The sequence below is a fragment of the Jeotgalicoccus coquinae genome, from assembly GCF_014207425.1.
In the GTDB taxonomy this organism is placed as follows: Bacteria; Bacillota; Bacilli; order Staphylococcales; family Salinicoccaceae; genus Jeotgalicoccus; species Jeotgalicoccus coquinae.
The window spans coordinates 102,070-115,207 of sequence record NZ_JACHFF010000002.1 but is presented as its reverse complement, the minus strand read 5'-3'; the positions used below and the strand labels follow the sequence as shown (position 1 = coordinate 115,207).

At 41.8% G+C, this 13,138-nt stretch carries 12 protein-coding genes; 9 read left to right on the top strand and 3 right to left on the bottom strand.

All coding sequences use genetic code 11. The features are described from left to right. The first annotated feature begins 76 nt into the window (after positions 1–76). The 3 genes from HNR41_RS07095 to HNR41_RS07085 all read left to right on the top strand — a co-directional run bounded on the left by HNR41_RS07095 (position 77) and on the right by HNR41_RS07085 (position 2,582). Positions 77–994: a cation diffusion facilitator family transporter gene (locus HNR41_RS07095; protein WP_260399595.1), complete on the top strand. Its 918-nt coding sequence runs from the start codon at positions 77–79 to the stop codon at positions 992–994. 79 nt (positions 995–1,073) lie between these two features. Beyond that, positions 1,074–1,451: a RidA family protein gene (locus HNR41_RS07090; protein ID WP_184283151.1), complete on the top strand. Its 378-nt coding sequence runs from the start codon at positions 1,074–1,076 to the stop codon at positions 1,449–1,451. A gap of 24 nt (positions 1,452–1,475) precedes the next feature. Continuing rightward, entirely contained in the window at positions 1,476–2,582 is a 1,107-nt protein-coding gene (locus tag HNR41_RS07085; protein ID WP_184283149.1) for an alanine racemase, read from the top strand. Positions 2,583–2,633: 51 nt separating this feature from the next. Here HNR41_RS07085 and HNR41_RS07080 read toward each other — a convergent pair whose 3' ends face one another. From HNR41_RS07080 to HNR41_RS07070, 3 genes are all read right to left on the bottom strand, one after another. After that, positions 2,634–4,262, bottom strand: coding sequence for a BCCT family transporter (locus tag HNR41_RS07080; RefSeq protein ID WP_184283147.1), 1,629 nt, complete (start codon positions 4,260–4,262; stop codon positions 2,634–2,636). A 228-nt stretch (positions 4,263–4,490) separates the two neighbouring features. After that, positions 4,491–5,759, bottom strand: a complete 1,269-nt coding sequence (locus HNR41_RS07075) for an amidohydrolase (protein WP_184283146.1) — start codon at positions 5,757–5,759, stop codon at positions 4,491–4,493. A gap of 22 nt (positions 5,760–5,781) precedes the next feature. After that, complete coding sequence (locus tag HNR41_RS07070; protein WP_184283137.1) at positions 5,782–7,317, bottom strand: AbgT family transporter; 1,536 nt, start codon at positions 7,315–7,317, stop codon at positions 5,782–5,784. A 209-nt stretch (positions 7,318–7,526) separates the two neighbouring features. Between HNR41_RS07070 and HNR41_RS07065 the strand changes: the two genes are divergently transcribed. From HNR41_RS07065 to HNR41_RS07040, 6 genes are all read left to right on the top strand, one after another. Then, positions 7,527–8,396: a DegV family protein gene (locus HNR41_RS07065; protein WP_184283135.1), complete on the top strand. Its 870-nt coding sequence runs from the start codon at positions 7,527–7,529 to the stop codon at positions 8,394–8,396. A gap of 67 nt (positions 8,397–8,463) precedes the next feature. Further along, complete coding sequence (locus tag HNR41_RS07060) at positions 8,464–9,237, top strand: DNA alkylation repair protein (RefSeq protein ID WP_184283133.1); 774 nt, start codon at positions 8,464–8,466, stop codon at positions 9,235–9,237. Between the two features lie 128 nt (positions 9,238–9,365). Then, a complete protein-coding gene (locus HNR41_RS07055) occupies positions 9,366–10,226 on the top strand; it encodes a PepSY domain-containing protein (protein ID WP_184283131.1) in 861 nt (286 codons plus the stop codon). A gap of 105 nt (positions 10,227–10,331) precedes the next feature. Then, positions 10,332–11,006 (top strand): response regulator transcription factor, encoded by a 675-nt coding sequence (locus HNR41_RS07050; RefSeq protein WP_184283129.1) that lies wholly within the window; start codon positions 10,332–10,334, stop codon positions 11,004–11,006. A gap of 3 nt (positions 11,007–11,009) precedes the next feature. Continuing rightward, entirely contained in the window at positions 11,010–12,383 is a 1,374-nt protein-coding gene (locus HNR41_RS07045) for a sensor histidine kinase (RefSeq protein WP_184283127.1), read from the top strand. After that, entirely contained in the window at positions 12,367–13,068 is a 702-nt protein-coding gene (locus HNR41_RS07040) for a PepSY domain-containing protein (protein WP_184283124.1), read from the top strand. The genes HNR41_RS07045 and HNR41_RS07040 overlap by 17 nt, the downstream gene beginning before the upstream one ends. Positions 13,069–13,138 lie beyond the last annotated feature (70 nt).

Below are 13,138 nucleotides of genomic sequence, written 5' to 3'. Positions count from 1 at the left end.
TGCATATGTTAAGGTATATACTACACTTGAAAACGGAGAAATAATAGCAAAAATTAGACAGATTGAGGTGGAAATTTTGGGAGAGCATAATCATGAGCATCACCACGACCATACTCAAGGTGCAAATAAAAAAGCACTCACAATAAGTTTAATATTAATCGCATCATTTATGATTGTTGAAGTCATCGGCGGGATGCTGACAAACAGTCTCGCTCTCCTGTCAGACGCAGGTCACATGTTCAGTGATGCAGTATCTCTCGCTGTTGCACTTGCCGCATTTAAAATGGGTGAGAAAGCAGCGGATTCGTCACGGACGTTCGGCTACAGAAGATTTGAAATTCTGGCTGCCGTATTTAATGGAGTCACACTGATTATTATTGCAGTATTTATTATTATCGAAGCTGCAGGAAGGTTTGTGAATCCGCCGGAAGTGGCAACGACGGGAATGCTGATTATCGCTGTCCTCGGCCTCATCGTAAATGTAATTGTCGCAAAAATTTTAATGTCGGGAGACACTCACGATAATTTAAATATGAAAGGTGCGCTGCTGCATGTTCTCGGTGATCTGCTGGGTTCAGTCGCCGCAATTATCGCTGCGTTATCCATTATGATTTTCGGCTGGGGCTTTATGGACCCGCTCGCGAGCGTCATCGTTGCTGTACTGATTGCAATCAGCGGTTTCAGAATAACCCGGCAGTCATTGAATATACTGATGGAAGGTGTTCCGGAAAATATTGATGTGGATACTGTGCTCAGCAAAATTAACGGACTGGATGGTATTGAAGACGCTCACCATCTTCATGTCTGGAGTATTTCAAGCGGGATGAATGCACTGAGTGTTCATGTAGTCGTAAATGGTACTTTAAATGTCCATGAAACACAGAGAATTATTCAGAGTATAGAAGCAGAGATGAAAGAGGAACATATTGATCATGTTACTGTTCAGGTGGAATGCAAACATCATAACCACGATGATGATATTCTCTGCAGCTGACTGTTGAATGCCCCGGACAGCAATGTCCGGAGTATTTTTGGTATTATGAATTTAAGACAAAAATAAAGGAGATGGTGTTGTGGAAGAAGTTCATACTAAATATTCACGTAACAGCAAAGGACATTATGTACCCGGGATGATACATAACGATACTCTCTATATTTCCGGACAGTTATCTTTGGATCTTGAGACCGGCAAAATAGTTAAAGGCGGTATCGCTGAAGAAACAAAACGAGCACTATCCAATATGGAACTGGTATTAAACGAAGCAGGTCTGACTAAAGAAGATGTGATAATGGTCAGATTATACACGTCTGACGTCGATAACTGGGATGTTATTAACGATGAATACAGCAAGTATTTCGGAACTCACAAACCTGCACGAGCAGTCGTGCCGACAAAAGAACTGCACTACGGCTGTCTGGTTGAAATCGAAGCTGTTGCAGCTGTAAAATAATCATAGTTATAAGGGGACAGAATAATGAACTACAAAGAAATAGATACACCCGCATTACTAATTGATGAGACTGTACTGAATAAAAACATTAAATATATGAGTAATTACGCAAAAGAACAAAATGTTAAGCTGCGTCCGCACACGAAAACACATAAAATGCCTCATCTGGCGATGGAACAGGTACGAAATGGTGCTGAAGGTATTACTGTCGCTAAAGTCGGAGAAGCGGAAATCATGGCAATTTACGGACTGGACGATATTTTCATCGCCAATCAGATTGTCGGAAAACAAAAACTTGAAAGAATTAAAAAACTTGCTGAACAGATTAATATTTCATTTGGTGTAGACAGCGTTCATCATATAGAAGAAATTGATGAAGTATTTCAAGGCGCTGATAAAAAAGCTCAGGTACTTATTGAAATCGAAGTAGGAGAAGAACGCTCGGGTATTATCGAAGAGGTCGACTATAAGCTATTGTTAAACAGCATCCGCGCTTCTAAAAACGTTGAACTGAAAGGAATTTTCTCACACGACGGGCATACGTACAAAGCGGTCGACAAAGATGACTGCCTTGATTTATTTATGACGGCAACGACACGCACACTGCATTTCGCAAATGTTGCGAGAGACATGGACTTCGAAGTTGAAACAATCAGTATCGGTTCCACACCGCCGTTTATGTTCGGTTTCGATATTCCTGAAGGCATCACAGAAATCCGTCCGGGAACATATATTCTAATGGACGGCTCACAGTCGAACGCAATTGATTCATATGCGCACTCAGCAGCGAGCGTCCTGACGACGGTGATCAGCAAGCCTACAGCAGAACGTGTAATTACGGATGTCGGTGCCAAAGGGCTGACAGCGCAGTCAAGAAGCAAGGGTTTGACAACGACAGAAGGCTTTGGGAAAATAAAAGAATTTGAGGGTGTTCATATTCACGGTGTATTTGATGAACACGCAATTATTTACAATCGGGAATTCAGCAATAATGTAAATATTGGTGATAAAATAAGTATTATTCCAAATCATATTTGTCCCGTATCTAATCTTTACCATAAAGCGTATATTGTTAACGGCGGGGAAGTCGTTAAAGAAATTGAAATTGCTGCTCAGGGCAAACTTCAATAAATACAAAAATGTCCCGGTGATTTAATCACCGGGACATTTTTGTTTAGAGAATTAAATCCCTTTCGGTTTATCTTCATCAGCATATGCTTCAAGGTCTTCCTGATACTCTTCAAGAGTGCTTTCTTTGTAGTTCTTCATACGCTCCCGGTCAGGAGTGATTGAAAGACCTAAATATTTACGTTCATTGTTTGCATCTTTATAAAATGCAATCATCATTGCTATAATGATGAAACTGAATGGCAGCGCAGCGATAATCGCAGCGGACTGTAAGGCGTTTAACCCTGTTTCCCCGCCTGCTGCAAGAAGTGTGAATGCAATTGCAGACAGTGAAATTCCCCATGTAATTTTCGTTTTACCTGACGGTGTTAAATTACCGTGAGACGACTGCATACCGAGTACAAATGTTGCCGAGTCGGCAGATGTAATAAAGAATATACTGACTAATAATATAGCGAGAATTGACATGATTGTACCCATCGGCAGCTGATCAAAGACTGCAAACAGCTGTACTTCTGTCGCCATATTAAATATTTCCGGCTTGTCCATTGCAGTGGAAATACCTGTAATACCGAATACACTGAACCAGATAATTCCGATTACAGTCGGTACAAGTAATACTGCAATTATAAATTCACGGATTGTACGGCCTTTAGAAACACGGGCAATAAATATTCCGACGAACGGGCTCCAGCTCATCCACCAGCCCCAGTAATAAATCGTCCATGAACTCAGCCATTCTTCTTTTTGCGGATTCAGCGGTGCAACATCAAAGCTGTTAAAGACGATAGAGCTTAAGTAGCCGCCTGTACCTGTAGTCATCAAATTTAAGATGAGCATAGTCGGGCCGACTATAAGAATGACAGCAAACAGAATTGCAGCCAAGACCATGTTTATGTTACTTAAATACTGGATACCTTTGCTCAGACCGCTCCATGCACTGTACAGGAACAGAACTGTTACAACGGCAATGATAATTCCCTGAGTTACCAGACTCACAGGAATATCAAATAAGTAGTTCAATCCGCCGTTAATCTGCATTGCACCGATACCAAGAGATACTGCAACCCCGATAACCGTTGCGAATACTGCAAGTACGTCAACAAGAATTCCAAGCCAGCCGTCGACAAGATTTCCAAATAACGGACGAAGTGACTTGGATAAAAGACCAACTTCACCTTTTCTGAAACTTGAGTATGCAAGAGATAAACCTACGATACCGTATATTGCCCATGCATGAATACCATAGTGCAGAAATGTTGATTCCATAGCTTCAGTCAGAGCCGCTGTAGTACCCGCGTCAGCTGTCGGCGGTGACATAAAGTGAGCCATAGGCTCCCCCGCACCGTAGAACACAAGACCGATACCCATACCGGCACTGAACAGCATTGTGATCCATGACACAGTGTTAAATTCCGGAACATCGTCCGGCTGTCCGAGTTTCAGTTTACCAATGGGACTGAATACCAGGAAGATACAGAAGAGTACGATAACGGTGACCAGTATCATATAGTACCATCCGAAATACTCTGTTACCCATCCGGATATACTGCTGGAGATATCACCAAATTGATCTGGAAATATAGCTCCTATAATAACGAGTATTCCTATAGCTAATGCAGCGAATATGAAAACATAAGAAATTTTATTTGACTTCTCAGACGATGTCGAATGATTTGTCATTACATCACTCCTTTTAAATTTTTGACACAACGGGTAAATGATAACAATCTATGTGCAGGACTTCAACCTGGGAAATTGCACAACGAACTGCTGTGCAGACAGATAATACTTTATACATAGCCGTATAAAGAAGATTTAAACAAAAAAGTTCCCCCTAAAACAGTTTGCTTTTTTTAAGTTTCTGCTTTAGGGAGAGCTTATCAAATGATTTCACCTTTTTGTATTCGATTATTTATTAGTGAGAAGCACAGCTGAATTGAATAAAGTCTGCACTGCCGGCATCATGCTGTCTTCATTAACATCAAATGCTTCATTGTGATGTCCTGCAGCAAGATCTGTCCCGAAAACACAATATGTTGCCTGACCGCCCTGCTCCTGTACGCGGTTAATGAAAAATGTAGCATCTTCACTGCCGCTCGGCTTGTTTTCTTCCAGCTGTGTAACGAGCTGTTCACTTTCGGCTGCTTCGACGAGTACAGTTGCAAGTTCAGTTGAACCTTCAGCGCTCTTTCCTTCACCGACTATTTCAATATGATAATCGACCTGAAACATACCAGCAGCGCCTTTAATGATCGATTCGGCATACTGTTTCATATAATCATTCAGCTCACTGGTCGTGCCTCTTGTTTCAATTTTCAAAGAAGCGCGGTCTGCGATAACGTTGCGTCCGCTTCCCGCGTGAAGTTCACCGACGTTAATACGTGTGGCCCCGCCGGAATGGCGCGGAATCGCATTTAAATTAATCACCGCGTTTGCTGCCGCGAGCATCGCGTTTTTACCTTCTTCAGGCTGACCGCCGGCATGCGACGATATGCCTTTAAATGTGACATCGAGCTTAGTCGTCGCAAGGAAACCGTTGTTGGAACCGAGAAAATGATTGAACGGTACGCCTGTTCCGATATGCGACGCAATAAAGTAATCAGCATCGACGACCGCACCCGCCTCAACCATCGAACGTGCGCCCCGGGTACCTTCTTCAGCAGGCTGGAACAGAATTTTAACAGTACCTTTCAGTTTTTCTTTGTTTTCCATCAGCAGTGTCGCAAGGCCAAGACCGATTGACGTATGAACATCGTGACCGCAAGCATGCATTTCATTATTTACAGAACGGAAACCCTGCTTCAGCGGAAAATGCTCTGCCGACTCGGATTCATAGATAGGCAATGCATCCATATCAAAACGGTAAACGACGGTCGGACCGTCGATACCGGTGTTTAACGTAGCGGCAATACCTGTATAGCCTTCTGAGACTTTATCCAAATATTTCAATACCGCACCGTTATCTTTGGCCCATTCATAATGTGCTGCTGTTTCTTCTGGTGACGGCTTGCCCATAGTGAAATCAGGATGCATCACGTCCTGTCCGATTTTAATATCGTAACCGAGTTTTACGAGAGTATCAGCAACTATTGTTGATGTGCGCATTTCCAAAAATCCAAGTTCCGGATACTGATGGAAGTCCCTGCGCCAGTTTTTGAGCTGTGAGTGTAGTGACACTTTAAATCATCTCCAGTTAATATTATTGAACTCTGTCTTCTAAGAACACAGATACTCCCGGTCCAAGCGGTAATCCTGTGAAGTAGAATACTCCGAGAAGAATAATCCATGCGAGCAGGAATATTAACGAGTACGGCAGCATGATAGACATGTAAGTACCGATACTTGCGTTCTTATCGTAGCGTTTCATGAACGCAAGAATAATAACCATGTACGGGAACAGCGGTGTAATAATGTTGATGGATGAATCGGCAATACGGTATGCGGCCTGTGTAAAGGCCGGATCATAGCCGAGCTGCATAAACATCGGCACGAAAATCGGTGCTTCAATTGCCCACTTCGCCGAACCTGATGTAATCAGGAAGTTCAGCATTGCTGTGAACAGGATGTAGCCGATGATTAAGCCAATACCTGTAAATTCAACGGATTCAAGGAACTCTGCTCCGTTTACTGCAAGCCATGTGCCGAGGTTACTCCAGTTAAAGTATGCGATAAATTGTGCAATTGCGAATACGAGAACGATATAACCGGCCATATCTTTAATGGATTCGGTCATATAATATGTCGCATCTTTTGTCGATTTAATCCGGCCTGTTGTAATACCGAATGCCACACCGATTAATATGAAGAAAATCAGTATGATCGGTACGATGCCGTCTATAAACGGTGACGGTATAATGCCGCCGTCTTCATTTGCCAGCGGGCTGTTCGGCATAAGGATAAGACCGATGATAGTCCCCCAGTAAATCACACCTGTAACTACTGCAGCAATAAGTCCTTTTTTAGCGTTCGGAAGCTCTTCAGCGTTTTCATCTTCAAGACTCTCGCCTTTATATTTACCAAGGCGGGGTTCGATGAAGCGTGAAGTAATCAGTCCACCGATAATTGTCAGCATAAATGTGGATACGATGTTGAAGTACCAGTTGTCGACAGGTGTAATAATGATTGTATCGTCAATTAAGCGTGCAGCTTCTGTAGAGATACCTGATAAAAGTACATCTGTTCCGGCGATAAACAGGTTGGCAGTGAACCCTGCACCTGCACCGGCAAAACCTGCAGCAAGTCCGGCAAGCGGATGTCTGCCGAGCTTATAGAACACGAGTGCGCCGAGCGGGGGAATAATTACCGCAGCAGCATCTGATGCGAGGTTCCCCATAATACCGACGAATACTACTGTATATGTAACGAGAAAGGGCGGTGATTTTAAAATTGTTTTACGGATGGCGTAATCGAGCAGTCCGACTTTTTCAGCCAGCCCGATCCCGAGCATCATGGACAGAACAAGTCCGAGCGGAGCGAATCCTGTAAAGTTATCAAGCATGGAAGTCAGTATGAACTGCAGACCTGCACCTGAAATTAAACTGTTAATCGGTAATGTTTCTCCGTTACCGGGGTGTACTACCGAAGCATCAAACATGCTGGCAATCCATGAGATTAACATAATTAAAAATGCGAGTCCGAGGAACAATGCGAACGGATCCGGCAGTTTATTTCCGACGCGTTCTACTACGTCCAGAAATCTTTGGAAAAAACTTTTTTTCTCTGTTTTATCGGTCAATGAAAACCCTCCCAAAATTATTATTTTTGTTTATCCTGTAATACGTATATATATGTATAAGCAGGATATAAAGAGTTTACATAAATTTCAGTTAATTGTCCATGCTGTTTTTTTCATACTTATGGATAATTGATTTTAATATACTTATAGAAGCATTTTTATTATACTTATAAATATAAATAAAAACGGCAAACAGTAGGAGGCAGGACATGAAGATTGCATATATCGTTGACAGTACTGCGAGCTTGTCAGATGAACTTGCAGGACGTTCAGATGTATTTCAGGTACATTTATCTGTGACGTTCAGAGATGGATCGATTTTTAAAGATACAACGGATGAATCAGAACTTAAATCATTTTATCAGCGTCTCGCGATAGAAAAAGAAATTCCAAAATCATCACAGCCGCAGGTCGGCGAGTACTACGAAGTGGTCGAGGAAATTATTTCTAAAGGATACGATACGATTATTGCCCTGCATATCGGTAAAGGTATCAGCGGAACGTATCAGAGTGCCGAGATGGTGCTGAATGAATATAAAGAAGAAGGCAAGATAGAATACTCGCTAATAGACTCCAACGGTACTTCTTTTATAATAGAACATCTTCTTCTGCAGACAATCGAACAAATTGAAAAAGGCGTTTCAATTGAAGAGACGGTCAGCAAGATTGAAAAACTTGTGGAAGACACTCAGATTTATTTAGTAGTTGATGATTTAAACTACCTTGTTAAAGGCGGCAGACTTGGAGCAGGGAGTGCGTTTATCGGCAGCCTGTTTAAAATTAAACCGGTCGTTTACTTTGCAGATGACGGCAATGTGAAACCTTTTGATAAAGTGCGGACGAACAGCCGCGTAATTAAATTATGGGAAAAACTGATTGAAGAAGCGATGGACAAGTTCAACGGCAAGATTAAAATTGCTATTGCCCACGGCAACATTGCAGAAGAAGCACATCAGATCAAAAAAAGATTTGAAAATATGTATCCCGGCATCAGCTGCCGTGTAGGTTATTTAACGCCTGCACTTGGTGTACACGGCGGCCCCGGAAGCAAGGGCCTCGGCATTCTGCCATATCTATAAGAATTAAACAGCGGAGCTCCTATGAAAATAGGAGTTCTTTTTTATTATTAAAAATGAGGTGGAAACGATGAGTGAAAGAAAACTGATGAAAGATTACTTTAATGAAGATCTGGCAAAACATTATGCAGCGGATATCAGTAAAGTATATCCGGGCTTTGACAGTGAAAATTTTATTAAAGATGCAGTAAAAGGAATTGAAGGCGGACGGATGTCTGAAAGAATTGAAGTATTTGCACGGCAGCTCAGAAACTATCTGCCGGATGACTACACTGAAGCAACCGGCATTATTACAGAAGTGCTCGGACTCGAGAATGAGCAGTTTTATTTTCCGTTTGAAAAGATGTATTACTACAGAGCACTGGCGAAGTTTATCGAATTGTACGGGCTCAACGATTTTGAGCAGTCGATGAAGGCAATCGAAGAAGTGACGAAACGCGACACTGCCGAGTTTGCTATCCGTCCGTTTATAGAGAACGATTACGATAAAGTTGAAGCGGTGTTTAAGGAATGGGGTAACAGTGACAACGCTCATTTAAGACGGCTGGTTACTGAAGGACCGAGACCGCGTCTGCCGTGGGCGAAGAAGCTTGATTTCTTAAGAGATGATGTGCAGGAGAACTTTAAGCTGCTGAAACCCTTCCTGAATGACCCGTCGAGATACGTTGAAAAATCCGTTGCCAACCATTTAAACGATATATCGAAATATTATCCGGAAGAAGTAGTCTTTTTTCTAAATGAACATATTAATGAGACCTCTCCCTTTATAGTAAGAAGAGCACTCAGAACGCTGAAGAAGCTTGAGAATGACAATGCACTTCAATTACTTGAACGGTTAAAATAAATAAACTGCTTTTTAATCATCCTTTAATTATTGCTTAACTGTCCGTTAGTTCAGCGCGGATATACTGTAAGTAACAAATGAAACACACCGCACATAAACAGCGGAAAAATAATTGGAGGATGATTGAAATGAAATTGAACAAAAATCTTTTAGTTGGCGGCGTACTGGCATCAGCGTTAGTTTTAGGCGCATGCGGATCAAATGTGAGTGCAGATGATATGGAATGGGAAACAGAAGAAAACAGTGGTTCGGTAACAGTAAGAGATAACACGGAAACAGCATCAGGCACTACAGCGCAGGAGGCAGTGGACAAGGCGCTTAAAGAGTTTGACGGCACAGTTACAGATGTCGAATACGATGAAGATGACGGCGTCTACTACTACGATATAGAAATTGAAAACGGCAATGAAGATTTTGAAGTGAAACTGAATGCAGAAGATTTAAGTATTATTGAACAAGATCTTGACCGTGATGATGACGACAGAGACGACGAACGCGATGATGACAACGAAGTACAAGCATCAGATAAGAAAACTAAGCAGTCAGCTGACACAAACGGCAATACAAAACTTGCTGAAGCATTCAAAGATGATAAATCAGCTGAAGCAATCGAAGCGGCACATGAGAGATTCGACGGAATTTTAGAAGAAGTCAGCTATGAAGAAGATGACGGCGTCTATTACTACGAAGTAAAACTTGAAAATAAAAAAGAAGAGTACGAAGTGAAATTGAAAGCAGATAATCTGTCTGTACTTGAAGAAGAACACGAAAGTGATAATAACGACCGTGGGTTCAAACGTCTGGAAGCAGCACAGGATGAGAAAATCATCTCTCTGAAACAGGCGAAAGAAACAGCAGCAGAAGCTGTAAACGGTAAGATTGATGAGTGGGATTATGATGTGGACGACTTTAAGTATGAATTTGAAATTGGTGACTACGAAGTAAAAGTCAATGCTAAGACAGGCGATGTTATTGAGATTGATGACTAATATATAACGCCCTCCGGGGCGTTGTTTTTTATAATGCTGAAATGCAGCTCATCACAGCGTACATGGTATAATTACAATAACCAACAAATATTGTGAGGAGATATCATGGAGAAGATACTGATAGTGGAAGATGACGAGAAAATTGCACGTGTTATTCAGCTTGAACTGGAATTTGAAGACTATCAAACAGATATTGCATATACAGGGAAAGAAGCGCTGGAGAAATATGAAGCAGGCGGCTTCTCATTAATTCTGCTGGATGTCATGATTCCGGAACTTAACGGGCTGGAAGTGCTGAGAAGAATCCGGCAGAAAAATTCTGATATTAAAATAATAATGCTTACGGCAAGAGATGCTGTTATGGACAAAGTCAGCGGTCTCGATTCAGGAGCAAATGATTATATGACTAAACCATTTGAAGTGGAAGAACTGCTTGCAAGAATCCGTGTGCACCTGAAATCAGCTGCGGCAGGTGAAGTGAAAACAGAAAGTATTAAGCACCGGCATCTTGAAATCAAACCGCTTGCACGGGAAGTATACAGTAACGGCGAAGCAGTGTATTTAACACAAAAAGAATACGACGTGCTTCTTTATCTTATAAACAATAAAAACCAGGCACTGTCCCGCGATCAGATTATCGATGCAGTGTGGGGATATGACTATTTTGGCGATACGAATACCGTGGATGTTTACGTGCGCTATATTCGTAAAAAGCTGGATACAGACAAACCATCACTAATATCCAGTGTACGCGGCATTGGTTATATTATTAAGGATTAATTTATGAAACTCGGTACGAAAATACAGCTGTATACAACGGTAATGATCGCCATCGTTGTAGTGCTGACCAACCTTTTAATTTACTTTGCTTATAAACATTATTCGCTGGAAGCGGAAATGGGGCAGCTCGAAAACCGCGGTAATAATATTATTACCGAAATTCAGCAGGCAGAGGAAAGCGGCATCAGCGGTGAGACTGTTCTGCAGTATTTCTCGCTGTCAGACGGCTATATTACAATGCTGAATGAACAGCAGGAACATATCGTCAGAATTGCGACCGAAGAAAGCTACCTGGAGCTCGCTAAACCTTACAGCACGTCTCAGTATACAGATTCAGTATCGTTTAACGGCGAGAACTTTGTCATGGTGTCCATGCCGGTTATTTGGGAAAACGGTGAAGTTCACAGTTTGCAAATATATGAGAATGTATATTTTTTATATGATACATACAATATATTAAAGTGGATTTTAATCATCTCAACGATCATTCTTCTGGTACTGGTTTTCGTATTAAATCAATTTATTACAAATCTGATAACCAGTCCGATTAAGCAGCTTGTCAGAAGAATGAGCGACAGGGAAAACGTGCGTCGCTATAAAACGATACCGGTCAGCAAATCGGATACGCTTGAACTGAAGATGCTCACTGATTCATACAACGATATGATGCTGACTTTAAAAGCGCATGATGATAACCAGCAGGCTTTTATAATGAATGCATCTCATGAATTAAAAACACCGCTGACGGTAATCAGTTCATACGCGAGAATGCTGGAACGCTTCGGTAAAACCCGTGAAGATTTGCTTGATGAAGGAATAACTGCAATATCCGAAGAAACAACGCGCATGAAATATCTGACAGAGCAATTCCTGAGTTTCACAAAAGTAACGCATAGCGATACAAACGCTGAGAAGGAGCATATCCCTGCAGTGAAGCTGATTGAGAGCATTGCATCGCGACTTGAAAAAGTGTTTAAACGTAATATTAATATCGATTCCGGCGGCACGAATCCATATGTCTATGTTCACCCGCCGGCATTTGAACAGCTGCTGCGTATATTCCTGGATAATGCGTATAAGTACAGCACTGACGATATAGATGTCAGTGTCGACGAAACAGAAAAGTCCGTTATTGTTGCGGTGACTGATTACGGAATCGGTATTCCTAAAGAAGATTTAAACGGAATTTTCACCCGTTTTTACCGTGTGGATAAAGCCCGGACGAGAAAAACCGGCGGTTCCGGTCTCGGCTTATCAATAGCGAAACAGCTGGCGGAAAATAATGACATGGATATATCAGTGAAAAGTATAGTTAACGAAGGAACAACATTTACATTAACGATGAAAAAGGAGGCTGACAATGGCGAAGCGGAGTAAATTTCTAATCGCGCTCGCAGGACTTATTGCAGGTATTGTTATCGGTGTTTTATGGGTTTCATTAAATCAGCAGGATTTTATTTCTGAAGATGAAGCACGTGCTGTAGTTACAGAACGTTATGGCGGCTCTGTTGAATCAGTATCCCTGTCTGATGACGACCGGTACTTCGTCATTAACTTAAAAGGAAAATCAGCAACACACAGTGTTACTGTGGATCGGGAAGATTCGAGTGTTCAGGGAATAAAGACAGTTGCGGAACATAAAGAACCTGCTGAAGAGAATAAAGAAAAAAAGCAGGATAAGAAAGACAAAGAGAAAGCACAGACAGAACAGGAGAAGAAAGATAAAGAGAACTCCGAAGAACAGCCTGCAGAAAATACGAAGCTGACTGTTGAAGATGCTGTGGAAATCGCAGCAGCAGAAGTCGGCGGGACCAATGTATACTCGACTTGGAGCGGTGAAGGCAGTGCACGTGAGTACTACATTCTGCAGCTGGTTGATGATGACGATGAAGGCGCTCTGATTGCAATTAATGGAATTACAGGTAATGTTAATAAGGTAATCTGGCTGGAAATTGATGATGACTATTCGGGTATCGAACAGCTGGTGTACGAAGCGTCGGAATACGCGAATATGCATGAGGGAAGATACATCGAATATGATGATGACTACTTTGAAGACTAGAACATCCGTTGACACTGTATGTTATTAGTTATATAATTTGATGGATTTAAAGCCCCTGAGGAGTAATATC

What these genes read in the sequence shown, in the direction of transcription:
- HNR41_RS07085 (WP_184283149.1), top strand. Translation starts at nt 1,476, where the DNA reads ATGAACTACAAAGAAATAGATACACCCGCATTACTAATTGATGAGACT.
- HNR41_RS07080 (WP_184283147.1), bottom strand. Translation starts at nt 4,262, where the DNA reads ATGACAAATCATTCGACATCGTCTGAGAAGTCAAATAAAATTTCTTAT.
- HNR41_RS07065 (WP_184283135.1), top strand. Translation starts at nt 7,527, where the DNA reads ATGAAGATTGCATATATCGTTGACAGTACTGCGAGCTTGTCAGATGAA.
- HNR41_RS07060 (WP_184283133.1), top strand. Translation starts at nt 8,464, where the DNA reads ATGAGTGAAAGAAAACTGATGAAAGATTACTTTAATGAAGATCTGGCA.
- HNR41_RS07055 (WP_184283131.1), top strand. Translation starts at nt 9,366, where the DNA reads ATGAAATTGAACAAAAATCTTTTAGTTGGCGGCGTACTGGCATCAGCG.
- HNR41_RS07050 (WP_184283129.1), top strand. Translation starts at nt 10,332, where the DNA reads ATGGAGAAGATACTGATAGTGGAAGATGACGAGAAAATTGCACGTGTT.
- HNR41_RS07045 (WP_184283127.1), top strand. Translation starts at nt 11,010, where the DNA reads ATGAAACTCGGTACGAAAATACAGCTGTATACAACGGTAATGATCGCC.
- HNR41_RS07040 (WP_184283124.1), top strand. Translation starts at nt 12,367, where the DNA reads ATGGCGAAGCGGAGTAAATTTCTAATCGCGCTCGCAGGACTTATTGCA.